We start from the raw sequence: 22,794 nt of genomic DNA on the forward strand, positions 1-22,794 counted from the left end.
GGGCTGGAATGGGCGGGGGTCGTCATGTCGTGCGGCTTCTCGTCGCTGCTCCGGCGCAGACCAGGCCCAGCAGCACCGTCAGGCCGCCGACGATGATGTTGTTGACGATCACTCCGGCGTCGGGACTGCTGCCGACCACCCAGGTCGACACGATGACCCACGCACCGATCGCGCACATCGCCCAGCTCAGGCCGTACATCCGCTCCGGCATCATGGTGAAGCCGAGGGCCAGGACGGCGATCGCGATACCCATCACCAGGTTGTGCGTCACCAGGGCGGGCTGGCTGGTCGTGAAGTGGAGCACCCAGGGGGAGACGGCGCAGTAGAGGCCGACGAGGAACACCGGCGCGTCCACCAGGGCCACATCGCGGCCGCCCATCACCCTGTCGTACCGTGCGCTCATTTCGGAGGCGTCGGGGTGGCCCGCCATGTCACCCCTGATGCCACTCCTGGCGTCTGAGACGTTGCTCATGAGATTTCGTCTCCTTCGGTCCTGCGGGCCCCGGCGCCGTGCGGAGTGTGCGCCAGGCACCCATATGCCTATTCTGCTCTTATCTGCCCCTTATGTGCACTCTTGGGTGCCTCGCTGTTCAGGCGTTCCGCGAGGGCGAGCAGATCGGGGGTGCGCAGCACCCGGTCCCCGTACCCCGGCAGCGGTACGTGCAGGAGCCCGGTCCAGCGGTCCGGGACGGCGTCGATGCCGTACACCGCGCCCGCCAGGCCGCCCGTCACGGCGGCGACCGTGTCGGTGTCCCCGCCCACGTCCACCGCAGCGGCCAGCGCGGACTCGAACGTGTCGCGCCGAGCGCGTCGCCCACGGGCGAGCCGATGACGGCGCCGACTGCCCGGCCGACCCGAGCCCGAGGGGGTATGCGCGGAGAGATCATCCGCTCAGGCCAGGGGACGGCGAAGGGCGGTGGGTCGCGATTTCCCGCGGCCCACCGCCCTTCGTCACGCCCGTGCCGTTACTTCGGGGGCATCAGGACGGAGTCGACGATGTACACCGTCGCGTTGGCGGTCGGGACGTTGCCGCAGACGACCTTCGAGGTGTCGTTCACGGTGTACTCCGTGCCCGAGCCGGCCGTCGTCAGCTTGCTCTTCGCCAGCGTGTCGAAGGAGCCCTTCTCGAGCTGCTGCGGCGTCAGCTTCTCGCCCACCACGTGGTAGGTGAGGACCTTGGTGAGCTCGGCCTTGTTCGCAAGCAGCGCGTCCAGGTCGGCCTTCGGGATCTTGGCGAACGCGTCGTTGGTCGGGGCGAACACCGTGATGTTCTCGGCGTTGTTCAGCGTGTCGACCAGGCCGGCCTGCTTCACGGCGGCCACCAGCGTCGACAGCTCCGGGTTGTTCGACGCGGCCGTCGCGACCGGGTCCTTCGCCATGCCGTCGAACGAGCCCGCGCCGTCCTGCGGCACGGACGCACAGCCCGGGCCGAACGGCTTGTCCGTGGTCATGGAGTCGTCGGCCGAGGCGCTCGTCGACGCGGCCGCGCTGGGGGTCGAGCCCGCCGCCGAGTCCTTGGAGGAGTCGCCCGAGGAGCAGGCGGTCAGGGCCAGCGGCAGTACGGCCGCGGCGGCCACGGCGACGGCGGTGCGACGGAAGTGGAGGGTGTTCATGGTGTTTCTCCTGGATCGAAGGTGCTGAGCGGGGGAGGGAGATGAACGGTGCTCAGGGGCGGGGGAGGGGAGGAGATGGTGCGAACAAGGGGTGCGGGGCGGCTTCCGGCATTCCGGGATCCGGTCCGTGGGCTGTCCAGCGGTCCGTTCCGTGGTCCGTCTCCCAGCCGCGGGAGACGGACCCGGTGCCGGAGCCGGTCGTCCGACCAGGAGCCGCCTCGCCCCTGCGGCCGGCCCGGCGTCCCCGACCGGTGGCGGCGCACCGCACGAACGGCTCCCCGGCCGTCCGGGCGGCGCTGCCGCCGCCGACCGCACCGCAGACCGGATCCGCCGACGGGACGGTCCGCCGGCCCGCCCCGCCCACCGCGGTGACCGGCGCCGGCCGGTGCACGTGGGGGCGCGGAGGGCGAGGGGGCGGCGCACCGGGCCCCGGGCCGGATGGCCCGGCCGCCGGGCGCGGCGAACGTGGCGCGCGCCGGGCGGGACCGCCGGGACCCGAAGGTCCCGTCCGTCCGCGAAGTGTTCCGATCTGCTCTCACGTAAGGGATTCGGCGCGGGGCTCCCCGCGGATTGGTCCGGCGGGGGCATTCACTCGATCGAGTTAGTTCCGATCATCGACCAATCCTTCCGCCGACCTGCGACGAATGGATTGCGAGGAGCGTCTTCGTACTGCTCCGAACAGCGTAGAAAGACCGGAGGGAGCCCGGGATGGCAGGGGAGCGGCGACGGACAGCCGTGGTGGGGAGCGGAGTGGCGGGACTGACCGCCGCCCACGTCCTGGGCAAGGCGCACGACGTCACGCTGTACGAGGCGGACGACCGCGTCGGCGGCCACGCCCACACGCATGAGCTGGCGGCGTCCGACGGCCGGGTGCACCGTGTCGACTCGGGCTTCATCGTGCACAACCGGCGGACCTACCCCCACCTGCTGCGGCTCTTCGGCGAACTGGGCGTCGCGACCCAGGAGTCGGAGATGTCGATGTCCGTACGGTGCGAGGGGTGCGGCCTGGAGTACGCGGGCGCCCGCGGGCCCGCCGGGCTCTTCGCCCAGCCCCGGTCAGCCCTCCGGGCCCCGTACCTGCGGATGCTCGCCGAGGTGCCGCGCTTCCACCGCGCCGCCCGCGCGCTGCTGGAGCTGCCCGAGGGCCCGGCCACCGACATGACGCTGGGGGAGTTCGCCCGGCGCGGCCGATTCTCCCCGTACTTCCACGCCCACTTCCTCACCCCCATGGTCTCCGCCGTCTGGTCCTGCGACCCGGTCACCGCCCTGCGCTACCCGGCCCGCTACCTCTTCGCGTTCCTGTCCCACCACGGCATGCTCACCATCGGCGACTCCCCGGTCTGGCGGACCGTCACCGGCGGCTCGCGCGCGTACGTCGAGCGGGTCGTCAAGCAGCTCACCGCCGTCCACACCGCGACCCCGGTCCGCGCCATCACCCGCCACGCGGACGGCGTCGAGCTCACTACCGAGGACGGCACGACCACGCCGTACGACGCCGTCGTCATCGCCACCCACCCCGACCAGGCGCTCCGGCTGCTGGCCGACCCGACCGACGCCGAACGGGAGACCCTCGGCGCCTTCACGTACTCCCGGAACCCGACGCTCCTGCACACCGACACCACGCTGCTGCCCCGCAGCCGGGGTGCCAGGGCCTCCTGGAACTACCTGATGCCCTCCTGCGCCGCCGACGCGGACCGGGTCACCGTCAGCTACGACATGAACCGGCTCCAGCGGCTCGACGCGCCCGAGACCTTCGTCGTCACGCTCAACGGCTCCGACCGGGTCGACCCCGATTCCGTACGCGCCCGAATGGTCTACGAACACCCCGTCTACACCCCGGAATCCGTCGCGGCCCAGGCCCGGCTGCCCGCCCTCTCCGGGGGCGTCACCGCCTTCGCGGGGGCGTACCACCGCTGGGGCTTCCACGAGGACGGCTGCCGGTCCGGGGTCGAGGCCGCCGCGGCGCTGGGGGTGACGTGGTGAGCGGGGCCGCCTTGTATCCGTGCACCATCACGCACGTACGGACCCGGCCCGGCAAGTACGCGCTGCGGCACCGGACCTACCTGTGGCTCATCGACCCGGACGCCCCGCCCCGGCTGCCGCGCGCCCTGCGGCCGTTGGCCCGGTTCGAGGCGCGGGACCACTTCGGCGGGACCGCGCCCACCATCCGGGCCGGGCTGAGCCGGTTCCTGGAAGCCCGTGGTGTGGACCTCGCCGACGGCTCCGTCACCATGCTCACCCAGGCGCGCGTCCTCGGCCATGTCTTCAACCCGCTCACCGTCTACTGGTGCCGCCGCGCCGACGGCTCCCCGCTCTGTGTCGTGGCCGAGGTGCACAACACGTACGGGGAGCGGCACGGCTATCTGCTGCACCCGGACGCCGAGCACCGGGCCACGACCGGCAAGGAGTTCTACGTCTCGCCGTTCTTCCCCGTCGACGGCGGGTACCGGATGCGGCTGCCCGAGCCCGGTGAGCGCCTCGACCTGAGCGTCCATCTGGAGCGCGACGGCGGCCGCCCGTTTACCGCGACCGTACGGGGCACCCGCCGCCGGGCCACCCCCCGGGCGCTGGCCCGCCTCGCCCTGCGCCACCCCCTCTCCACCGTCGCCGTCTCCCTGGCCATCCGGCTGCACGGCATCCGGCTCTATCTGCGCGGCCTCCCCGTGCAACCCCGTCCCCAGCACCGCCCACAGGAAGGCATGCAGTGACCGCGCCCACCCACCAGCTGCCGGCAGACCGGACCCCCGACCCGGCAGCGCCCGTCCCCGCGCAGCGGAGCCACACCCCCGCACCGGCCGGACAGCAGACCGACCCCGAGCGCTGGCCCGACGTCGTGACCCGGCCCCGTGCCTCCCGCGCCCGGACCGCCGTCGCGGAGCGCATCGTCCGCCGCGCGCTCGCGAAGCTCCCCCTGCGCGCCCGGCTCGCCGGCGTGGAGGACATCGGCCTCGGCGGGCCGCTCATGGACATCCGCGACCCCGACGCCTTCTTCGGCCGGATCGGCGCGAGCGGGCTCATCGGCTTCGGCGAGTCCTACATGGCCGGTGAGTGGGACGCCCCCGACCTGGTCGCCGTGCTCACCGTCCTCGCCGACAACGCGGCCGAACTGGTCCCCGCCCCGCTGCAACGGCTGCGCTCCCTCTGGGCGTTGCGCAAGCCCTCCGCACAGCTCAACACCCCTGAGGGCTCACGGGACAACATCAGCCACCACTACGACCTCTCCAACGACCTCTTCGCGCTCTTCCTGGACGAGACGCTCTCCTACTCCTCCGCGGTCTTCCGCGGCTTCCCCGCCGAGCAGGCCCTGCTGCCCGCCGCCCAGCACCGCAAGATCGACCGGCTGCTGGACGCCGCCGGGGTCGGCGAGGGCACCCGGCTCCTGGAGATCGGCACCGGCTGGGGCGAACTCGCCCTCCGGGCCGCCGCCCGTGGCGCCCGGGTCACCACCGTCACCCTCTCCGCCGAACAGCGCGAGCTGGCCCGTACGCGCATCCGCGAGGCCGGGTTCGCGGACCGGGTCGAGGTCCGGCTCTGCGACTACCGGCAGGTCACCGGCGACTACGACGCCATCGTCAGCGTCGAGATGATCGAGGCGGTCGGCGAGGAGTTCTGGCCCGTCTACTTCCAGACCCTGGACCGGCTGCTCGCCCCCGGCGGCCGCGTCGCCCTCCAGGCGATCACCATGCCGGACGACCGGCTGCGCGCCAGCCGCTCCACGTACACCTGGATCCACAAGTACATCTTCCCGGGCGGGCTGCTGCCCTCCACCGAGGCGATCGAACGGGTCACCACCGAGCACACCCGGCTGCGGACCGCCCAGCGCATCGGCTACGGCGCGCACTACGCCGAGACGCTCCGCCTCTGGCGCGAACGGTTCACCGAGCGCACCGCCGAGGTCGACGCCCTCGGCTTCGACGCCGTCTTCCGCCGTATGTGGACCTTCTACCTCGCCTACTCGGAGGCGGGCTTCCGTTCCGGCTACCTCGATGTGCAGCAGTTGGTCCTGACCCGTGAACCGACCCAGCCGGAGACCCCGTGACCACCACCGCCGACAGGCCGTCCGCGAAGCCCTCCGCCCGCCGTACCCCCAACGGCGCCGCCCAGCGGCTCGAACCCCTGGCCGAGCGGCTGCTCGGCGGCGGGCTGCCCGTCCGGGTCCGGATGTGGGACGGTAGCGAGGCCGGGCCCGAGGACGCCCCCACCGTCCATGTACGTTCCCGGCGCGCCCTGCGCCGCCTGCTCTGGGAGCCGGGCGAACTGGGCCTGGCCGAGGCGTACATCACCGGTGAGATCGACCTCGACGAGGACCTCGGCGACGGGTTGCGCGCCATGCGCCGCGCGATGGACGAACGCGGCCTCACCCCGCCCGCGCCCTCGCTCGCCGACCGCCTCAGCGCTGTCGGCACCGCCCTGCGCCTCGGCGCCGTAGGACCCCGCCCGCCCATCCCGGCGGCCCGGGCCGGGCTGCACGGGGCGCTGCACAGCAAGGCCCGCGACCGGGCGGCGATCAGCCACCACTACGACCTCTCCAACGCCTTCTACGCCCTGCTCCTCGACGAGACCATGGCGTACTCGTGCGGCTACTGGACCAGCGACGCGTCCGGCTACGGTCCCGCCGACGCCCAGCGCGACAAGCTGGAGCTGATCTGCCGCAAGCTCGGACTCCGGCCCGGCGCACGCCTGCTGGACATCGGCTGCGGCTGGGGCTCGCTGACCCTCCACGCGGCCCAGCACCACCGTGTCCGGGTCACCGCCGTCACGCTCGCCGCCGAACAGGCCGCGTACGTACGGGGGCAGGTCACGGCACGCGGTCTGGAGGAGCTCGTCGAGGTCCTCAACATCGACTACCGCGACATCGCCGAGCGGCCGGAGACCCGGGGCTCGTACGACGCCGTCTCCACCATCGAGATGGGTGAGCACGTCGGGGACGCCGAGTACCCCGCCTTCACCCGCATCCTGCACGACTCGCTCCGGCCGCAGGGCCGGGTGCTGGTCCAGCAGATGTCGCGCGGGGCCAACGCCCCGGGCGGCGGCGCGTTCATCGAGTCGTACATCGCTCCGGACATGCATATGCGGCCGGTCGGGGAGACGGTCGGTCTGCTGGAGGGAGCGGGTCTCGAAGTGCGGGACGTGGAAGCGCTGCGCGAGCACTACGTCCTGACCGTGGACGCCTGGCGGCGGACGCTGGAGGAGCGGTGGGCGGAGTTCGTCGCGCTGGTGGGGGAGGAGACCGCGCGCGTCTGGCGGCTCTATCTCGTCGGCGGCGCCCTCGCGTTCGAGGAGCGGCGCATGGGCGTCGACCAGATCCTGTGCGTACGGCCCGACCGGGCGGGGAAGGCCGCGATGCCGGCGACCCGGCGTGAGTGGTACGGGACTTCCGAGGCGGACCGGTGAGCGGTTTCGCCTGGGCCGCGTTCGCGAGCGGGCTCGCGGGCGCGGCCGGCGCCGCCCTCGGCGTCATGCTGGTCACCTTCGCCATCGCCCTGAAGAAGGGCGTCCACCGCATCGTCGACGTCGCGTGGGGCCTCGGCTTCGCGGCCGTCGCCCTCGTTTCGTACGGCCTCTCGGCGGGGGAGGGCGACGACACGCGGCGGCTGGTCGTGACCGTGCTGACCGTGGTCTGGGGGGTGCGGCTCGCCGTCCACATCGGGCGGCGCGGGCGTGGCCACGGGGAGGACCCGCGCTACGAGAAGATGCTCGCCAAGGCCCCGGGCAACCCGCAGCTCTACGCCCTGCGCAAGGTCTACCTCCTCCAGGGCGCGCTGGTCTGGCTGGTCTCGCTGCCGGTCCAGGCCGCGCACTACCTGACCGGGCCTCTGGCGTGGTGGGCCTGGGCGGGGGCGGTGCTGTGGGCGGTCGGGCTCGCCTTCGAGGCTGTCGGGGACCATCAGCTCGCCCGGTTCAAGGCCGACCCCGCCAACAAGGGGAAGATCATGGACCGAGGGCTGTGGTCGTGGACCCGGCATCCGAACTACTTCGGTGACTTCTGCGTCTGGTGGGGCCTGTTCCTCTTCGTCTGCCAGGCGCCCGCTGCCGCCGCCGCGACGGTCGTGGCCCCGCTGGTGATGACGTTCCTGCTGACCAAGGGGAGCGGGGCGGCCCTGCTGGAGCGCCATATGGCCGACCGCCCCGGGTTCGCCGCGTACCAGGCCCGGACCAGCGGCTTCTTTCCCCGGCCGCCGCGTCGCGGTTGAGCTGTGGAGGAGGGCCTGTGCGTGCTCACACACGTACAGGCCCTCAGTCCAGCCCGCGCGCCTTCTCGAACCGTGCCCGCGCCTCGCCCAGGTCCACCACCGGCTCCGGATAGTCCAGCGTGTCCTTCACCTTCCACGGCTCGTGGATCGCGGACCCCTTCACCTCCGCCAGCTCCGGCACCCACCGTCGTACGTAATCGCCTTGCGGGTCGTACCGCTTGGCCTGGGTCACCGGGTTGAGCACCCGGTTGGGCCGGGTGTCCGTGCCCGTGCCCGCGACCCACTGCCAGTTGAGCTGGTTGTTGGCGATGTCGCCGTCGACCAGCAGCTCCAGGAAGTGCCGGGCACCTACGCGCCAGTCCACGTACAGCGTCTTGGTGAGGAAGCTCGCGGCGAGCAGCCGGCCCCGGTTGTGCATCCATCCCTCGTGGGCCAACTGCCGCATCGCCGCGTCCACGACCGGATAGCCGGTGTGGCCGGTCTTCCAGGCGGTGATCTCGTCCTCGTCGGAGCGCCAGCGATCCTGGCGGGGCCGGTAGTCGGACCAGGAGGCGTCGTGGCGGGCGGCCAGGACCTGGTGGTGGAAGTCGCGCCAGGCCAGTTGCCGGACGAACGCGTCGCCGCCCGGGCCGCCCTTCTCCTGGGCGCGGGTGGCCAGTTCGGCGGCGGAGACCGTACCGAAGTGGAGGTGCGGGGAGAGTCGGGAGGTGGCGTCCCCGGCGAGGTCGTCGTGGCCGTCGGCGTAATCGGCCAGGTCGCCGTTGAGCCAGGACGTCACCAGTTTCCGGCCCGCCTGCTCGCCGCCGTCGGCGAGGCCGGGCGAGATGTTCTTGACCTTGTCCCTGGATGGCAGGTCGTCGGAGGAGAGCTCGCCGTCCGGCAGCCGGACCGCGCGGGGCGCGCTCAGTGTGCCCCGTACCCCCGCCGCCTCCCAACGGCGGAAGTACGGGGTGAACACCGCGAAGTGGTCCTTGCCCGTCGGGACCACCCGGCCCGGAGCGAGCGCGGTGACCACCGCGTCGTGGATGCGCAGCTCACAGTCGCTGTCCGCCAGGGCGGTGCGCACCTGCTCCTCACGCCGTGCCGCGTACCCGCTCACCCCGGCGGCCAGGTGCACCGCCCCCGCCCCGGTCTCCTCGACCAGCCGGCGTACCTCCTTCGCCACCGCGCCCGTACGGACGATGAGGCGGCCGCCCCGTTTACGCAGCCCGGCGTCCAGGTCCGCCAGGCAGTCGGCGAGGAACGCGAGCCGGTTGGGGGCGTCGAACCCGGCCCGGCGGACGGCGTCGTCCCGGACGAAGAGCGGGACGACCCGGTCCGCGTCCCGCAGGGCGGAACGCAGTACCGGGTTGTCGTGCAGACGCAGATCGGAGGTGAACAGCACCACCGCGACGTTCATGGAACGCATGCTCCTTGCAGAGGGGGGTAGGTGAGCGGTCAGGCGGCCGGGAATTCCATCAGGGCTACCGGGTCGGACGTCGGCTCGGCCGATCCGCCCGCCGGTTCCACCGTGATGCCCATGCCCGTCGCCCGGTCCACAGGCCCGTCCAGCAGCACCGCGTCATCGCTCGCCGAGGGGTCCATCAGACCGGCCGAACGCATGGTGCCCTCGTCGTTGAACCAGAGCTGGTACACCTTGCCGCTCGGCGGCCGCTCCATCCCCGAGGCCAGGAAGACCGCCCGGTTCTCCTGCTGCGAGACGACGACCGTGCCGCGGGCGCCGCCGGTCAGCTCGGCCGAGCTGGTCTTCGCGTCGGGCGCGGAGAGCACCTGGGCCAGTTGCTCGCTCTGCCGCGTGGCCTGGTTCGCCTCCTGGCGGGCGTCCTGTGCCACCTGGTTCTGCCACACCGCCACTCCGCCGAAGGCGGCCGCCGCCGCGATGCAGGCGGCCAGCGCGTAGCTGGACCAGCGGCCGGTGCGGCCGGTGCCGGCCGTCCGTCCTCGTAGGCCGTGCGACGGGATCTCCTGGCGTACGGTCGTGATCTCCCGCAGCACCCTCTCCCGCAGCTCGCGCGGCGGGCTCTCGGCGACGGCGAGCCCGAGCCGGGCCGCGGTGGCCGACAGCTCCCGCACCTCCTGGGTGCAGGCCTCGCAGTCGCCCAGATGCCGCTCGAACTCGCGGCGCTCGTCGTCCGGCAGCGCATGCAGGGCATAGGCCCCGGTCAGCGTGTGCAGATCGGCCGTGGTCATGCGCTCACCCCCAGGCAGTCGCGCAGCCGGATCAGGCCGTCGCGGAGTCGTGTCTTGATGGTGCCCAGCGGCACGGTGAGGAGTTCCGCCACCTCACGGTAGGTCAGGCCCCGGTAGTAGGCCAGGGTGACGGACTGCCGCTGGAGTTCGGACAGGGTCCGCAGACAGCGGCGTACCTGCTCTCTTTCCAGTCGCGTCTCCACCTGTTCGGAGACCTCGTCGAAGGCGGGTGTGCGGTCCAGGAGCGCCGCCTTGTGCTCCCGCGCCGCCGACGCCTCCGCCGAGCGGACCCGGTCGACGGCCCGGTGGTGGGCGAGGGTCAGCACCCAGTTCATCGCGCTGCCCCGGGAGGACTGGAAGCGCGGGGCGGTACGCCACACCTCGACCAGCACCTCCTGGGAGACCTCCTCCGACTGGGCCGGGTCGCGCAGAACACTGCGTACGAGGCCGAGCACGGGCCCGGAGACCGCGTCGTACACCTTGGCGAACGCGTCCTGGTCCCCGCGCGCGACCAGCACCATGAGTTCCTGGAGATCAGGCTCTGGCGAGGGCACCCCGCTCATCTGTACGGCTTGGTTCACGCGGGTTTCCTCCTGGGACGTCATCGGTTCCAGGGATGATTCGGAGCCGGTGGCCGTGCGGATTGGTCCAATGCCCGCGATCTTTCCAGAACCGGTCCTGCCCGGCCGTGCGACGCAGCGGCGCGATTCAGCCCTGTTGCTGTTGCCGCTGCTGCTGTGGCCGGTCCGCGTTTCGCCGGACGGCGCGCAGGGCGAGGAAGACCAGCAGGCCGAACGGCGAGAGCAGGATCGTGAACAGGAGCAGCGGGCCCATCAGCCAGGGGGAGAGCCCCAGCTTCCGGCTCTGGAGGAACATCCACTGGCCGATCAGCAGATCCCAGGCGATCACCTGCGCCCAGAGGGCTCCGGCGCCCTCGGCCAGCGCCGCCAGCTCCTGGAGGGTGTCGATGTCCGGGCTGCTCACCGCCGTCCAGAGCTCCGGGAAGACCTGAACGGCCAGGACGGTGTAGACGGCCAGGAGCGGCAGGACCGTCAGCGGTGAGGAGGCGATCCGGGTGGTGACGGACCAGGTGGGAGCGAAGATCATCAGCAGCCAGAACGGGGCGGCCAGATAGAACGTGATCTCGAAGAGGATGCCGGTCATGCCGTGAACTCCTTGCTGTCGGAGGCCGGTTCGGGCTGGGCGGGTGCGGGCACCGCGACGTGGCCGGGTGCGGTGCGCAGCGCCGCCCCCACCCCGGCGGCCACTCCCGCCAGGAGCACGGCGGCGGCTGTGAGGGTGGCCGCGTCCGGGTGGATCAGGGGCTGTCCCCGCAGGGCCTGCCAGGCGGTCAGCGCGACGAGGCCGGCGTATCCGGCGACCGCCACCCGTACGAGCCCCAGCCGCACCCGCGCGTCGCCCAGTCGGGCGATCCGGGGCGCGAGCAGCACCAGGGCGATCAGGAACAGCGGGATGAGCTGGAGCGCGTGCATGCCCACGAAGTGCGGGATCCGCAGGTCGCCGCCGGTCGTGGACCAGCCGGTCAGCGGCATCGAGGGTCCGCCGTCCGGTACGCCGACGGAGTGGGCGCCGACCACATCGGCGGTGTCCAGGTTCCCCGCGGCCCGCTGCTCCGCGGTCGGCTGCGACATCAGGAAGCCGACGGCCGCGCCCGCCAGGGCGATCAGCACGCCGCCCCGGATCGCCCAGGCCGTCGCCCGGTCGGCGAGCCGGGTGCGCAGCAGCAGGACGGCGATGACCAGGGTGGCCGCCCACAGGACGACGATGGTGAGCCCCATCACCGAGTACAGGCCCGTGTCGAAGGGGGTCTCCGCGTTGAAGTGGCTGCGCTTCCCGCGGATGACCTGGCCGGTGATGATCACCATTTCGACGAGACTCGTGACGACGACCACGTTCCCCGCCCACCGACCGGTCCGGCGCCCCCGGGTCGTCTGCGCGAGCATCCAGGCCAGGGTCAGGCCGTAGGCGGCCAAGGAGACGAAGAACTTGAACGGCTTCGCCCAGATCGGGGCGTCCACCAGGATCCGGTCGTCGATCACGAGGCCGACGGCGGAGACGAGGGCTCCGAGGGCCATCACGGCGGAGAAGACGACTAACGGGCGATGCCAGGAACGCCATGACGACACGGAAGACCCCCTGTGAACGGTTACATGGATAGTGGCACTTACCGCTATCCGGTAGGGGCACTATCTATGATGGCGGTCTGATCTGGCAAGGGCGGAAAGGCGAACACGCGGTGCGCATCGGTGAATTGAGTCGCAGGTCCGGGGTGCCGGTGCCGACGATCAAGTACTACGTACGGGAACGGCTCCTGCCGCCCGGGGAGCTGACCAGCCCCAACCAGGCCGACTACGGCCCGGGGCATGAGCGGCGACTGCGCCTGATCCGCGTCCTGCTGGAGGTGGGCGGCCTCTCGCTCGCCGCCATCGGCGAGGTCCTGGAGGCCGCGGACGATCCCGCGCAGCCGGTGATCAAGGTGCTCGGCGCGGCGGCGAAGGGGGTCACGCCGCTGGAGGAGGGCGAGAGCGGTCCGGAGCTGGAGCAGGCCCGGGAGGAGGTGGCCGCGCTGCTCGGGCGGCGCGGCTGGCAGGTGAGCGAGGGGACGACGGCCGCCGAGTCGCTGGCCGGGGTGATCGCGGCGCTGCGCCGGGTCGGGCACAGCGGTCTGGTCGACCTGCTGGAGGTCTACGCCGACGCGGCCGAGGTGATCGCCCGCGCCGACCTCGACTACGTGCAGCGCAAGGTGGCCCGCGAGGAGCTGGTGGAGAGCGTGGTCGTCGGGACGGTCCTGGGGGAGACGATGTTCGGCGCGCTGCGCAGGCTGGCGCACGAGGACGTCTCCGTCCAGCGCTACGAGTCACGGGCGGCGGGTGGGCCGGCGGCCGGCGGGGGTGCTGCGGACGTCTGACCTCGCGTCGTGCCGGGAGTGGCGGCCTCGCGCGCCTGGCTTCGCGCCGCGCCGGGCGAGGTGGCCCCGGGGGCCTGGCTTCGCGCCCTGCCGGGCAGGTGGCCCCGCGCGCCTGGCCTTGCGCCGCGCCGGGCGAGGTGGCGCCGTAGGCACGCGCCGACACCGCGCGCCTGACTCCGCGCCCCGTAGGCACGCGCCGACCCCGCGCGCCTGACTCCGCGACCCGCAGGCACGCGCCGACCCCGCCCGCCGAGTTCGGCGGACGGGGTCGGGTGCGGTCTCGCGGAAGCCTTCACGTGGCCGCTGCCGGCCCCTCCTGCTCGCGCTCCACCTGCTCGTTCCACTCGCGCTTGACCGCGCGCCAGGCGTCGTCGTTCTGGCCGAGGCGCCAGTAGCCGGAGATCGAGAGCTGGGCGAGCGGGATCTGCCGCTCCACGCGCAGGTAGCGGCGGATCTCCTTCACGAAGCCCGCCTCCCCGTGCACGAACGCCTGGACCTCGCCCTCGGGGAAGTCCAGACCCTTCACGGCCGCGGTCACCAGCTCGCCGACCGGACGGTCGCCGCGGTGCAGCCAGGTCACGGCCACCCCGTCGGGCGTCACGATCTTCTGCTCCTCGGATGCGTCCGGCACCTCGACGAACGCGTGCACGAGGGCGCCCGCCGGCATCTGCTCCAGCGACGCGGCGATCGCCGGCAGCGCGCTCTCGTCGCCCGCCAGGAGGTGCCAGCCGGCCGAGGCCTGCGGCCCGTAACCGCCGCCGGGGCCGAGGAAGGTGACCTGGTCGCCGGCCTGGGCGCGCTGCGCCCACGGTCCCGCGAGGCCCTCGTCACCGTGGACGACGAAGTCGACGGCCATCTCCCGGGCGACCGGGTCCCACGAACGGATCGTGTACGTACGGGTCGTGGGCCACAGCTCGCGCGGGTGGCTCTCGCGGATGGCGGCGATGTCGAACGGGTGCGCGTAGTCGGCGCCCTCGGGCGCGAAGCACAGCTTGATGTAGTGGTCGGTGAAGCCGTCCAGGGAGAAGTCGGCGAGCCCCTCGCCGCCGAGGACCACGCGCACCATGTGCGGGGTGATCTGCTCGGTGCGCACGACCTGCGCCCCCTGGGCCTTGGGTCCTTGCCGGGCCGGCCGCTCTGCCACGAGGTACTCCCTGGGTTGTGACGTACGGGCCCGCTCGTCGGTGGACGGATGCGTGCGGCGTACGTATCGGCGCTCGGCGCCGGACACCTCCGGCCCCGATGACTTAGGTATGCCTAAGTTAACACCTCAGGCCTGGAGTGTGGTGAGGAGCCGCTGAAGTGCCCCGCCCAGCCCCCACTGCCCGGCAAGCGCCTCCAGTGCGGCCGGGTCGCGCGGCTCGCGGGGCAGTGCCGGGTCGAAATCGGGCAGCGGCACGTCCTGGGCCACCCGCACGACCTTCGGCGCGACCGCCACGTAGTCCCGCGCCTCGTCCAGCCGCTTGCGCTGCGAGGGGGTGAGCTTCGCCTTCGGGTCGTCCACCGCCGCCATGATCCCGGCCAGGTCCCCGTACGCGTCCAGCAGCTTCGCCGCCGTCTTCTCGCCGATGCCGGGCACGCCCGGGAGCCCGTCGCTCGGATCGCCGCGGAGGAGGGCCAGGTCCACATAGCCCGCGCCGTCCACCCCGTACTTCTCGCGGAGCCACGCCTCGTCGGTCATCTGGAGCGTGCCGACGCCCTTGAGCGGATAGAGCACCCGCACCTGCCGGGCGTCGTCGACCAACTGATAGAGGTCGCGGTCGCCGGTCACGATGTCCACGGGCCCGGTCGCGCGGGCGGTGAGGGTGCCGATCACGTCGTCCGCCTCGTACGGCGTGACGCCGACGCGGGCGATCCCGAGCGCGGCCAGCACGTCCTCGATGATCGGGACCTGCGGGGAGAGCGTGTCGGGGATCTCCTCCTCGTCACGCTGCCCCGCGGGTGTCTCGACGGCCACCCGGTGCGCCTTGTACGTCGGGATCAGGTCCACCCGCCACTGCGGGCGCCAGTCGTTGTCCCAGCAGGCGACCAGCTCGTCCGGCCGGTGGTCCTGCACCAGGCGGGCGATGAAGTCGAGGAGTCCGCGCGCGGCGTTGACCGGGGTCCCGTCCGGTGCGCGCACCGAGTCGGGGACGCCGAAATAGGCGCGGAAGTAGAGGGAGGCGGTGTCGAGGAGCATCAGGCGTCGCGTCACGGAACCGATGATGCCCCACGCCACTGACAGTCGCCGTCGATGGCTCCCGGTGACCGGAGATCGCCCCGATCGTGACCTGGAACACACTTGCGTTTGCTCCGTGTAAGTGCGGGCAGGCGCGCCATCGGAGCGGACCACGTCGCATTTTCAACTAATGCATGTGCCATGCGGGCCGAAACCGCACCGCTCCACGGTCTGCCGGCGGGGGTGGCAGACCGTTCTCAGTTCGACCCGTGAGGTGTATGTGTCCAGGCTGCAAGCCGAGAACTTGTACAAAGTGTTCGGCCGACGACCCGATGAAGCCGTCCGGAAGCTGGAGGACGGCGCGGACCGCGACGAACTCCGCGCCGACGGAACGACCGCAGCGGTGATCGACGCCTCCTTCACGGTGGAGCCGGGCCAGATCTTCGTGGTGATGGGCCTCTCCGGCTCCGGCAAGTCCACGCTGCTGCGGATGCTCAACGGGCTGCTCGAACCGACCGCCGGACGCGTCCTCTTCGACGACCAGGACCTGACCGCCCTGGCCCCGCGCGACCTGCGGAACGTGCGCTCCACCAAGATCAGCATGGTCTTCCAGCACTTCGCGCTCTTCCCCCACCGCAGTGTCCTGGACAACGCCGCGTACGGCCTGGAGGTCCAGGGTGTACCCCGTGCCGAGCGGATCAAGCGGGCCACCGAGGCCCTGGAACTGACCGGCCTCGCCGGCTGGGAGAGCTCCTGGCCCGACGAGCTCTCCGGCGGTATGCAGCAGCGCGTCGGCCTCGCCCGCGCGCTCGCCACCGACGCCGACCTGCTCCTCATGGACGAGTCCTTCAGCGCGCTCGACCCGCTGATCCGGCGCGACATGCAGGACCAGCTCCTGGAGCTCCAGAAGCGGCTGAAGAAGACCATCGTCTTCATCACCCACGACCTCAACGAGGCCATGCGCCTGGGCGACCGGATCGCCGTGATGCGCGACGGCAGGATCGTCCAGCTCGGCACCGCCGAGGACATCCTCGTCACCCCGGCCAACGACTACGTCGCCTCCTTCACCCAGGACGTCGACCGCTCCCGGGTGCTCACCGCGGGCGCCATCATGGCCGAGCCGCACACCGTCATGGGCTCCACCACGACGGACGGCACGGAGCTGCGCACCCCGCAGGACGTCCTCGCCGCGGCCCCCGCCGCGGTGTCCGAGTCCACGCCGATCATCGAGCTCTTCGCCCCCTGCGCGCAGAGCGCGGACCCGGTGGCCGTCACCGACGCCAAGGGCAAGCTCGTCGGCGTCGTCCCCAGCTCCCGGCTGCTCGCCGTGCTCGGTGACCCGATGACGCCCACCGAGGCCCTCAAGGACTCCGGGACATCCAAGGACTCCGTGGCACCGCCCAAGACGCTCTCCGACAACGATGCCGTGAAGTCCGACAACGATGCCGTGAAGAAGGTGGCCAGTGTTTAGGCTCCCTCTCGGCGAATGGGTCGACTCCGCCGTCGACTGGCTCCAGACCCACCTCGCCTGGCTCTTCGAGGCGATCAGCTCCGTCGTCAGCTCCATGTTCGACGGCATAGCCGCCGTACTCTCCGCCCCCCACCCGCTGCTCTTCGCGGGCATCGTCGCGATCATCGCCTGGTGGCTGCGCGGTCTGCCCGCCGGGCTGCTGGCCTTCGTCGGATTCGCCGTCATCGACTCCGTCGAGCTGTGGGCCGAGGCGATGGACACGCTCACCCTGGTGCTCGTCGCCACCCTGGTCACGCTGCTCATCGCCGTACCGCTCGGCATCTGGGCCTCCCGGTCCAAGACCGTCAGCGCGGTGGTCCGGCCGGTCCTGGACTTCATGCAGACCATGCCCGCCATGGTCTACCTGATCCCCGGCGTCATCTTCTTCGGCGTCGGCGTGGTCCCCGGCATCATCGCCACCATCATCTTCGCGCTGCCCCCGGGCGTCCGGATGACCGAACTCGGCATCCGCCAGGTCGACGGCGAACTCGTCGAGGCGGCCGAGGCCTTCGGCACCACCTCGCGCAACACCCTGCTGCGCATCCAGCTCCCGCTCGCGCTGCCCACGATCATGGCGGGCATCAACCAGGTCATCATGCTGGGCCTGTCCATGGTCGTCATCGCGGGCATGGTCGGCGGCGGCGGCCTCGGTGGCTCCGTCTACCGCGCCATCGGCAACATCGACGTCGGCCTCGGCTTCGAGGCGGGCATCTCCATCGTCATCCTGGCCATGTACCTGGACCGGATGACCGGCGCACTCGGCCGCGAGGTCTCCCCGCTCGGCCGCCGCGCCGCCGCCAAGGCGCAGGCGTCCGTCGAGGGCTGGAAGATCTGGGCCTACCGCCCGCAGCCCGTCGTCGCGGTCGCCGGCATCGTGGCCCTCGCGCTCGTCGCGGGCGGCATGGGCATCTTCGGCGGCTCCGCCAAGAACACCGCCTCCGGTGCGGACGGGCAGGTCGGCGACGGCAAGAAGATCTCCATCGGCTACATCCCGTGGGACGAGGGCATCGCCTCCACCTTCCTCTGGAAGGAGATGCTGGAACAGCGCGGCTACGAGGTCGACGTCAAGCAGTACGAGGCCGGCGCGCTCTACACCGGCATGGCCAACGGCCAGATCGACTTCCAGACCGACTCCTGGCTCCCCACCACCCACGCCAGCTACTGGAAGAAGTACCAGGACCGCCTGGAGGACATGGGCGCCTGGTACGCCCCCACCTCGCTGGAGCTCGCGGTCCCCGCGTACATGAAGGACGTCAAGTCCATGGAGGACCTGAAGGGCCGGGCCTCCGAGTTCAAGGGCCGCATCGTCGGCATCGAGCCGAGCGCCGGTGAGATGGGCCTGCTCAAGGACAAGCTGCTGCCGGGTTACGGCCTGGACAAGGAGTACAAGCTCATCGACGGCTCCACGCCGTCCATGCTGGCCGAGCTGAAGCGCGCGTACGCCAAGAAGGAACCGATCGTCGTTCCGCTCTGGTCGCCGCACTGGGCGTACAACGACTTCGACCTCACCAAGCTCAAGGACCCCAAGGGCCTCTGGGGCAAGGGCGACGGCATCCACACGCTGGCGCGCAAGGGCTTCACCGAGGAGAACCCCACGGTCGCCAAGTGGCTCAAGGACTTCAAGATGAGCGAGAAGCAGCTCACCAGCCTTGAGGCCGAGATCCAGAAGGCCGGCTCCGGCAAGGAGCAGGACGCCGTCCGCACCTGGCTGAAGGACAACCCGGGCGTCGCCGACAAGTGGTCGCCCGCCCCGAAGGACGCCCAGGCGGCCGGCGGTGACGACGAGCGCAAGCGCCCGGTCGAGGTCGCCTGGTTCCCCTGGGAGGAGGACATCGCCGCCACGTACCTGTGGAAGGCGGTCCTGGAGGAGCGCGGCTACAAGATCAACCTCAAGCAGTTCGAGGTCGGCCCGATGTACGCCGCCATGTCACGCGGCCAGATCGACGTGCAGTTCGACGGCTGGCTGCCGTACACGCAGAAGAACTACTGGGACAAGTACGGCGACAAGCTGAGCAACCTCGGCTCCTGGTACGGGCCGACCTCCATCGAGGTCGCCGTCCCCGACTACGTCAAGGACGTCAAGACGCTCGACGACCTCAAGGGCAAGGGCGGCGACTTCAAGGGCCGGATCGTCGGCATCGAGCCCGGCACCGCCACCATGGAGAACCTCAAGACGAACGTCCTGCCGAGTTACGGCCTGGACAAGGAGTACCAGGTCCTGGACTCCTCCACGCCCGGCATGCTCGCCGAGCTGAAGCGGGCGTACGCCAAGAAGGAGCCCATCGCCGTCCTGCTGTGGACCCCGCACTGGGCGTACAACGAGTACGGCATGACCAAGCTGAAGGACCCGAAGAAGACGTTCGGTGACGGCGACCGGCTGCACACCATCGCCTCCAAGGAGTTCCCGAAGCAGTACCCGCAGCTCACGAAGTGGTTCAAGAATTTCAAGCTGGACGAGAAGCAGCTCGGCGGCCTGGAGAACGAGATCCAGAAGCGCGGCGCGGGTCGTGAGGAGGAAGCCGTGAAGGCCTGGATGGACGAAAATCCGGGCATCGCGGACACCATGGCACCCCAATAGGGGTTCTGGAGCACGGAAAGCGCAGGTGAGGGGTGGGTTCCGCCAGGACGGCGGGGCCCACCCCTTCCGGCTGTCCGAGGGCCGATTACCGGACGTCTCGCGCAACCATGTGCGTAAGGTGCTGGCAGCCGGGAGGATGGCTCAGGTGGGAGGGAGCCCGGACATGGACGACAAGGACACACCGCGGGTCGGTGCCGCGGTCCGCCGTCGGCGCCGCACCCTGGGTCTCACGCTGGCCGCGGTCGCCGAGCGCAGCGGGCTCTCCGTGCCCTTCCTCAGCCAGATCGAGAACGAGCGCGCCCGCCCCAGCGCCCGCTCGCTCGACCGGGTCGCCGAGGCCCTGGAGACCACCACCTCACGGCTGCGGGCCGCCGCCGACTCGGCCCGCGCGGTCGACGTCGTACGGGGTGAGGAGGGCGACGGCGTACGCCGGGTGGTGCGCGGGCGCCACCAGCTCAGCGCCCTGGAGTTTACCGGTGAGCAGGACCTCGGGCGCGAGTTCCAGCACCGCAACGACGAGCTGATGTACGTCGTCGAGGGCGCCGCCGAGGTCGAGGCGGAGGGCCAGGCGTACCGGCTGGAGCGCGGCGACACCCTGTTCCTCTCCGGCGGCGTACGGCACCGCTGGCGGGCCACCCGGCCCGGCACCCGGCTGCTGCTCGTCGCGGTCGCGGAGCACATCGACGCGACGTACGACTCGCGCCGCTGAGGGCCGGGAGAGCCGAAAGTGCCGATGCGTGCCGTCTCCCTGGTCCCCTCCCTCACCGAGGCCGTCGCCGTCACCGCCCCCGGGCTGCTCGTGGGCGTCACCGACTGGTGCACGCACCCCGAAGGCCTCGCCGCCGCCCGGATCGGCGGCACGAAGAACCCGGACGTGGCTGCGATCGCCGCCCTCGCGCCGGACCTCGTCATCGCCAACGAGGAGGAGAACCGCGCCCCCGACCTCGCCGCACTCCGGGAGGCCGGGCTCGACGTCCTGGTCACCGAGATCCGCACCCTGGACGAGGCCTTCACCGAACTGGACCGGGTCCTCACCACCGGCTGCGGCCTGACCCGCCCCCGCTGGCTGGACGAGGCCGAGGCGGCCTGGGCGGACCTCCCCGCGCCCTCCGCGAGCCCGCGCCCCGCCGTCGTACCGATCTGGCGCCGCCCCTGGATGGTGCTCGGCCGCGACACCTTCGCCGGGGACCTGCTGGCCCGCCTCGGGGTGCGCAACGTGTACGCGGACCACGCCGAGCGCTACCCGCGCATCCCGCTCGCCGAGCTGAACGCGTCCGGTGCCGAACTGGTAGTGCTGCCGGATGAGCCCTACCGCTTCACCGCCGCCGACGGGCCCGAGGCCTTCCCGGCCCTGCCCGCCGCCCTCGTCGACGGCCGCCTGCTCACCTGGTACGGGCCGTCGCTGCTGAGGGCGGCACAGGAGCTGCCGTCAGCGCTCCGCTGACCACGCCGCGCACGGTCCGTGCCCCGGCGACCAGCCACGCCACCACCAGGAACACGTACAACGCCACGGCCAGCCAGGTCAGGGCGTCCAGACCGGTGTGCCGGGCCAGACCGGCCGCCCCCGTCACACACGTTCCTACAGGGAACGTGAACGCCCACCACGTCATCGCGAACCCCATACCGTCACGCATCGCCCTGAAGACCATCGCCGCAGCCAGCGCCAGCCACAGCAGCGCGAAGCCCATCACCGGCACCCCATAGAGCACCGCGAACGCGCCGAAGGCCGAGGCGTAGGGATCCGCGACCGCCCCCGGAGCCGCGTCGGCCAACTGGTTGACGGCGGTCGTCGACTGCCCCAGCGGCCCCAGCACCAGAAAGAGCGTCGGGGTCAGCGCCAGCGGCAGCGGTCCGTGGTGGACGAGCCGGGCGAAGACGAGCGGCAGCACCACCAGGGTGGCCAGCAGGGAGAGCCCGAACGTGGCGTAGCAGGCCAGCAGCAGCGCCTCCCGCCCCTGCCCGGCCGCCACGTGCGGCACCAGCAGCGCCCCCTGCGAGGCCGAGACCATCGGGGCGACCAGCGGCAGCAGCCAGACCGGCGACGCGGTCCCGGGCGCGGGACGGTGGCGTACGACCATCAGGTACGGCACCACCACAGCGGCCACCAGGCCGACCGCCGTCCCCGCGACGAACAGCACCACGTCCACGGCCAGAGCGGCCCGTACGCCGATGACGTCCGCGCCCACCGTCAGCGTGGCCCCGCCGACCGCCAGCAGCGCCATCGACAGGCACCCGTAGAAGGGCGCGACGGCCGGGTCCAGAAGGTGGGCGCGGGCCTGGTCGCGGTGGTGGAGCCAGTGCCCGGCCCGGGCGGTGAGGACGGCGGCGAGCAGGACGGCCGACAGCGCCCACACCACCGTGCACGCGCGCCGCAGACCGGGCACGTCCACCGGGAGCGCCGCCCCGGCGCTCGCGACGATCGCGGTGCCCATGACGCTCGCGTACCAGTTCGGGCCGATGTGCCGCAGGGACGGCAGCCGCCGCCCGACCGGTCGCGGGCCCGTCCACGCGTCGCGGTGGAGGAGCGGTTCAGCGGTCCGGGTCTGCGGAAAGATGGCCATGCCACGATTCTTCGCGTGCCCGGCTCCGCCCACCAGGACCCCCGTTCCTATGAGGTCATAAGCTGGCTTTATGCCCAGTGACGACCAAGCTCCCCGCACTCCTCTCTCCCACCGGGTCCCCGACCTCGGAGCGCTGGAGCTGCTGCTCGCCGTCGCCCGGCACGGCAGCCTCGGGCGGGCCGCCAAGGACGTCGGCATCACCCAGCCCGCCGCCTCCAGCCGCATCCGCTCCATGGAACGGCAGCTCGGCGTCGCCCTGCTGGACCGTTCCCCGCGCGGCTCCCGGCTCACCGACGCGGGCGCGCTCGTCACCGACTGGGCGCGCCGGGTCGTGGAGGCCGCCGAGGCGTTCGACGCGGGGGCGCAGGCGCTGCGCGACCGGCGGGACTCCCGGCTGCGGGTCGCGGCCAGCATGACGATCGCCGAGTACCTGCTGCCGGGCTGGCTGATCGCCCTGCGCGCCGAGCGCCCGGACACCGCCGTCTCGCTTCTCGTCGGCAACTCGGCGGACGTCGCCCGCCGCCTGGTCACCGGCGAGGCCGACCTGGGCTTCGTGGAGGGCCTGTCGATACCGGAGGGCCTGGACGGCACCGTCATCGCCCACGACCGCCTCGTCGTCGTGGTCGCCCCCAGCCACCTGTGGGCCCGCCGCCGCACCCCGCTGCTCCCCGGTGAACTGGCCGCCACCCCGCTGATCCTCCGCGAGCGCGGCTCCGGCACCCGGCAGGTCCTGGACGCGGCCCTCGCCGTCCACGGCGGCCTCGCCCAGCCGCTGCTCGAACTCTCCTCGACGACCGCCGTGAAGGGCGCGGCGGAGAGCGGCGCCGGGCCCTGCGTCCTGAGCGAACTGGCCCTCGGCGAGGAGCTGTCGTCCCGCCGCCTGGTCAAGATCCCGGTCGCCGGCGTACGGCTGCGCCGCCAGTTGCGGGCCGTCTGGCCGGCGGGCCACCGCCCGACCGGCCCCGCCCGCGACCTGCTCTCCCGCACCGGGCGGTCCACCGACGCCCCCGTCTCCCCCGGCTCCGTAACCGCTTCGAACACGCTGTGAAGGCCACCTGGAG

General features: G+C 72.0%; 21 protein-coding genes and 1 pseudogene. 11 read left to right on the forward strand and 11 right to left on the reverse strand.

What is annotated here, in order from left to right; all coding sequences use genetic code 11:
* Window positions 1-22: 22 nt before the first annotated feature.
* The 3 genes and pseudogenes from ACFWRT_RS22715 to ACFWRT_RS22725 all read right to left on the reverse strand — a co-directional run bounded on the left by ACFWRT_RS22715 (window position 23) and on the right by ACFWRT_RS22725 (window position 1,613).
* Window positions 23-472 carry an SPW repeat protein gene (locus tag ACFWRT_RS22715; RefSeq protein ID WP_380953642.1) on the reverse strand — a complete coding sequence of 150 codons (450 nt, stop codon included), beginning with the start codon at window positions 470-472 and terminating at the stop codon, window positions 23-25.
* A 68-nt stretch (window positions 473-540) separates the two neighbouring features.
* Window positions 541-795, reverse strand: a pseudogene (locus tag ACFWRT_RS22720) (ADP-ribosylglycohydrolase family protein); the annotation flags it as partial.
* A gap of 170 nt (window positions 796-965) precedes the next feature.
* The gene (locus tag ACFWRT_RS22725) at window positions 966-1,613 is read right to left on the reverse strand and encodes a fasciclin domain-containing protein (RefSeq protein ID WP_380953643.1); all 648 of its coding nucleotides are present in this window, start codon (window positions 1,611-1,613) and stop codon (window positions 966-968) included.
* Window positions 1,614-2,321: 708 nt separating this feature from the next.
* On the opposite strand from ACFWRT_RS22725, the gene ACFWRT_RS22730 reads away from it, so the two are divergent.
* Genes ACFWRT_RS22730 through ACFWRT_RS22750 form a run of 5 tightly spaced genes read left to right on the forward strand, consistent with a single transcriptional unit; the run spans window position 2,322 to window position 7,807 of the window.
* A complete protein-coding gene (locus ACFWRT_RS22730) occupies window positions 2,322-3,596 on the forward strand; it encodes an NAD(P)/FAD-dependent oxidoreductase (RefSeq protein ID WP_380953644.1) in 1,275 nt (424 codons plus the stop codon).
* Window positions 3,593-4,321, forward strand: a complete 729-nt coding sequence (locus ACFWRT_RS22735) for a DUF1365 domain-containing protein (protein WP_380953645.1) — start codon at window positions 3,593-3,595, stop codon at window positions 4,319-4,321. The genes ACFWRT_RS22730 and ACFWRT_RS22735 overlap by 4 nt, the downstream gene beginning before the upstream one ends.
* Window positions 4,318-5,652 carry a class I SAM-dependent methyltransferase gene (locus ACFWRT_RS22740; RefSeq protein WP_380953646.1) on the forward strand — a complete coding sequence of 445 codons (1,335 nt, stop codon included), beginning with the start codon at window positions 4,318-4,320 and terminating at the stop codon, window positions 5,650-5,652. The genes ACFWRT_RS22735 and ACFWRT_RS22740 overlap by 4 nt, the downstream gene beginning before the upstream one ends.
* Window positions 5,649-7,007: a class I SAM-dependent methyltransferase gene (locus ACFWRT_RS22745; protein WP_380953647.1), complete on the forward strand. Its 1,359-nt coding sequence runs from the start codon at window positions 5,649-5,651 to the stop codon at window positions 7,005-7,007. The genes ACFWRT_RS22740 and ACFWRT_RS22745 overlap by 4 nt, the downstream gene beginning before the upstream one ends.
* Window positions 7,004-7,807: a DUF1295 domain-containing protein gene (locus tag ACFWRT_RS22750; protein WP_380953648.1), complete on the forward strand. Its 804-nt coding sequence runs from the start codon at window positions 7,004-7,006 to the stop codon at window positions 7,805-7,807. Before ACFWRT_RS22745 ends, ACFWRT_RS22750 begins: the two co-directional genes overlap by 4 nt.
* A gap of 43 nt (window positions 7,808-7,850) precedes the next feature.
* Here the strand turns inward: ACFWRT_RS22750 and ACFWRT_RS22755 are convergent, their stop codons facing one another.
* The 5 genes from ACFWRT_RS22755 to ACFWRT_RS22775 all read right to left on the reverse strand — a co-directional run bounded on the left by ACFWRT_RS22755 (window position 7,851) and on the right by ACFWRT_RS22775 (window position 12,093).
* Complete coding sequence (locus ACFWRT_RS22755; protein ID WP_380953693.1) at window positions 7,851-9,206, reverse strand: cryptochrome/photolyase family protein; 1,356 nt, start codon at window positions 9,204-9,206, stop codon at window positions 7,851-7,853.
* Window positions 9,207-9,244: 38 nt separating this feature from the next.
* On the reverse strand, window positions 9,245-9,997 hold the full coding sequence (locus ACFWRT_RS22760) for an anti-sigma factor (RefSeq protein ID WP_380953649.1): 753 nt from the start codon (window positions 9,995-9,997) through the stop codon (window positions 9,245-9,247).
* On the reverse strand, window positions 9,994-10,602 hold the full coding sequence (locus ACFWRT_RS22765) for a sigma-70 family RNA polymerase sigma factor (RefSeq protein ID WP_380953650.1): 609 nt from the start codon (window positions 10,600-10,602) through the stop codon (window positions 9,994-9,996). The genes ACFWRT_RS22760 and ACFWRT_RS22765 overlap by 4 nt, the downstream gene beginning before the upstream one ends.
* Before the next feature lie 103 nt (window positions 10,603-10,705).
* A complete protein-coding gene (locus ACFWRT_RS22770; RefSeq protein ID WP_380953651.1) occupies window positions 10,706-11,161 on the reverse strand; it encodes an ABA4-like family protein in 456 nt (151 codons plus the stop codon).
* A complete protein-coding gene (locus ACFWRT_RS22775; protein WP_380953652.1) occupies window positions 11,158-12,093 on the reverse strand; it encodes a hypothetical protein in 936 nt (311 codons plus the stop codon). Before ACFWRT_RS22775 ends, ACFWRT_RS22770 begins: the two co-directional genes overlap by 4 nt.
* Before the next feature lie 200 nt (window positions 12,094-12,293).
* Here ACFWRT_RS22775 and ACFWRT_RS22780 point away from each other — a divergent pair, with 200 nt between their 5' ends.
* Window positions 12,294-12,926 carry a MerR family transcriptional regulator gene (locus ACFWRT_RS22780; RefSeq protein WP_380953653.1) on the forward strand — a complete coding sequence of 211 codons (633 nt, stop codon included), beginning with the start codon at window positions 12,294-12,296 and terminating at the stop codon, window positions 12,924-12,926.
* Between the two features lie 292 nt (window positions 12,927-13,218).
* On the opposite strand, the gene ACFWRT_RS22785 is transcribed toward ACFWRT_RS22780, so the two are convergent.
* The gene (locus ACFWRT_RS22785) at window positions 13,219-14,070 is read right to left on the reverse strand and encodes a siderophore-interacting protein (protein WP_380953654.1); all 852 of its coding nucleotides are present in this window, start codon (window positions 14,068-14,070) and stop codon (window positions 13,219-13,221) included.
* A gap of 126 nt (window positions 14,071-14,196) precedes the next feature.
* Window positions 14,197-15,105: a 5'-3' exonuclease gene (locus ACFWRT_RS22790; RefSeq protein ID WP_380953694.1), complete on the reverse strand. Its 909-nt coding sequence runs from the start codon at window positions 15,103-15,105 to the stop codon at window positions 14,197-14,199.
* A 259-nt stretch (window positions 15,106-15,364) separates the two neighbouring features.
* Here ACFWRT_RS22790 and ACFWRT_RS22795 point away from each other — a divergent pair, with 259 nt between their 5' ends.
* From ACFWRT_RS22795 to ACFWRT_RS22810, 4 genes are all read left to right on the forward strand, one after another.
* On the forward strand, window positions 15,365-16,555 hold the full coding sequence (locus ACFWRT_RS22795) for a quaternary amine ABC transporter ATP-binding protein (RefSeq protein ID WP_380953655.1): 1,191 nt from the start codon (window positions 15,365-15,367) through the stop codon (window positions 16,553-16,555).
* Entirely contained in the window at window positions 16,548-19,172 is a 2,625-nt protein-coding gene (locus tag ACFWRT_RS22800; RefSeq protein WP_380953656.1) for an ABC transporter permease/substrate binding protein, read from the forward strand. The genes ACFWRT_RS22795 and ACFWRT_RS22800 overlap by 8 nt, the downstream gene beginning before the upstream one ends.
* A gap of 163 nt (window positions 19,173-19,335) precedes the next feature.
* Window positions 19,336-19,881 carry a helix-turn-helix domain-containing protein gene (locus tag ACFWRT_RS22805; protein WP_018515320.1) on the forward strand — a complete coding sequence of 182 codons (546 nt, stop codon included), beginning with the start codon at window positions 19,336-19,338 and terminating at the stop codon, window positions 19,879-19,881.
* Window positions 19,882-19,905: 24 nt separating this feature from the next.
* Window positions 19,906-20,616 carry a helical backbone metal receptor gene (locus ACFWRT_RS22810; protein ID WP_380953695.1) on the forward strand — a complete coding sequence of 237 codons (711 nt, stop codon included), beginning with the start codon at window positions 19,906-19,908 and terminating at the stop codon, window positions 20,614-20,616.
* On the opposite strand, the gene ACFWRT_RS22815 is transcribed toward ACFWRT_RS22810, so the two are convergent.
* Window positions 20,555-21,733, reverse strand: a complete 1,179-nt coding sequence (locus tag ACFWRT_RS22815) for a TDT family transporter (RefSeq protein WP_380953657.1) — start codon at window positions 21,731-21,733, stop codon at window positions 20,555-20,557. The two genes, ACFWRT_RS22810 and ACFWRT_RS22815, sit on opposite strands and share 62 nt — an antisense overlap.
* Before the next feature lie 70 nt (window positions 21,734-21,803).
* On the opposite strand from ACFWRT_RS22815, the gene ACFWRT_RS22820 reads away from it, so the two are divergent.
* The gene (locus ACFWRT_RS22820) at window positions 21,804-22,781 is read left to right on the forward strand and encodes a LysR family transcriptional regulator (protein WP_380953658.1); all 978 of its coding nucleotides are present in this window, start codon (window positions 21,804-21,806) and stop codon (window positions 22,779-22,781) included.
* Window positions 22,782-22,794 lie beyond the last annotated feature (13 nt).

The organism is Streptomyces cyaneofuscatus, from assembly GCF_042718795.1.
GTDB lineage: Bacteria > Actinomycetota > Actinomycetes > Streptomycetales > Streptomycetaceae > Streptomyces > Streptomyces cyaneofuscatus_A.

What these genes read in the sequence shown, in the direction of transcription:
- ACFWRT_RS22760 (WP_380953649.1), bottom strand. Translation starts at nt 9,997, where the DNA reads ATGACCACGGCCGATCTGCACACGCTGACCGGGGCCTATGCCCTGCAT.
- ACFWRT_RS22810 (WP_380953695.1), top strand. Translation starts at nt 19,906, where the DNA reads ATGCGTGCCGTCTCCCTGGTCCCCTCCCTCACCGAGGCCGTCGCCGTC.
- ACFWRT_RS22765 (WP_380953650.1), bottom strand. Translation starts at nt 10,602, where the DNA reads ATGACGTCCCAGGAGGAAACCCGCGTGAACCAAGCCGTACAGATGAGC.
- ACFWRT_RS22770 (WP_380953651.1), bottom strand. Translation starts at nt 11,161, where the DNA reads ATGACCGGCATCCTCTTCGAGATCACGTTCTATCTGGCCGCCCCGTTC.
- ACFWRT_RS22775 (WP_380953652.1), bottom strand. Translation starts at nt 12,093, where the DNA reads ATGGCCCTCGGAGCCCTCGTCTCCGCCGTCGGCCTCGTGATCGACGAC.
- ACFWRT_RS22730 (WP_380953644.1), top strand. Translation starts at nt 2,322, where the DNA reads ATGGCAGGGGAGCGGCGACGGACAGCCGTGGTGGGGAGCGGAGTGGCG.
- ACFWRT_RS22815 (WP_380953657.1), bottom strand. Translation starts at nt 21,733, where the DNA reads ATGGCCATCTTTCCGCAGACCCGGACCGCTGAACCGCTCCTCCACCGC.
- ACFWRT_RS22755 (WP_380953693.1), bottom strand. Translation starts at nt 9,206, where the DNA reads ATGAACGTCGCGGTGGTGCTGTTCACCTCCGATCTGCGTCTGCACGAC.
- ACFWRT_RS22820 (WP_380953658.1), top strand. Translation starts at nt 21,804, where the DNA reads ATGCCCAGTGACGACCAAGCTCCCCGCACTCCTCTCTCCCACCGGGTC.
- ACFWRT_RS22790 (WP_380953694.1), bottom strand. Translation starts at nt 15,105, where the DNA reads ATGCTCCTCGACACCGCCTCCCTCTACTTCCGCGCCTATTTCGGCGTC.
- ACFWRT_RS22725 (WP_380953643.1), bottom strand. Translation starts at nt 1,613, where the DNA reads ATGAACACCCTCCACTTCCGTCGCACCGCCGTCGCCGTGGCCGCCGCG.
- ACFWRT_RS22715 (WP_380953642.1), bottom strand. Translation starts at nt 472, where the DNA reads ATGAGCAACGTCTCAGACGCCAGGAGTGGCATCAGGGGTGACATGGCG.
- ACFWRT_RS22805 (WP_018515320.1), top strand. Translation starts at nt 19,336, where the DNA reads ATGGACGACAAGGACACACCGCGGGTCGGTGCCGCGGTCCGCCGTCGG.